The sequence below is a fragment of the Vibrio sp. Y176 genome, assembly GCF_033438945.1.
Genome location: NZ_JAWOQS010001131.1, coordinates 1 through 528, shown reverse-complemented (window position 1 = coordinate 528; position 528 = coordinate 1). Strand labels below are relative to the sequence as shown.

Annotated in this window: 1 protein-coding gene; it reads left to right on the top strand. The window is 46.2% G+C overall.

Annotation, left to right across the window (positions count from 1 at the left end; all coding sequences use genetic code 11):
* The coding region (locus R7O13_RS30595; RefSeq protein WP_318305688.1) for a TonB-dependent receptor domain-containing protein at nt 1-528 on the top strand (528 nt) is incomplete at both ends.

The window sequence follows — 528 nt, the reverse complement described above, 5'->3', positions numbered from 1 at the left end:
CCCAGATTTGGATCCGGAAACTTCACTGAACAAAGAAATCAGCGTGCTTTACCAAGGTGATTCTGGTCTTGATGTAACGTTAACCGCCTTCCACAATGAGTTTAAAGATAAGATCACTCGCGTGGTGTGCCCAGATACAATTTGTACGGATGGCCCAAACCAATGGGGGGCGGATCCTACTTACCGCATTAATGTGGATGAAGCTGTTACTCAGGGTGTAGAAGCAACGTTGGCGAAACCACTAACCGAGACTATCTACTTAAGCTCAAGCTATACCTTTACCGACTCGGAGCAAAAAACGGGTGAATACAAAGGCATGCCACTTCAGCAACTTCCAAAGCATCTGTTTAATGTTGATGTCACTTGGCAAACAACAGACAACCTAGAGAGTTGGACGAAAGTGACCTACCGAGGAAAAGAAATGGATCCCGTCACTGGCCCATCACGCAACAGCATCGTTGAACCTGCTTATACGTTTGTAGATGCCGGCGTAACGTATCAGTTGACGGATAACACCAAGATCAAAGG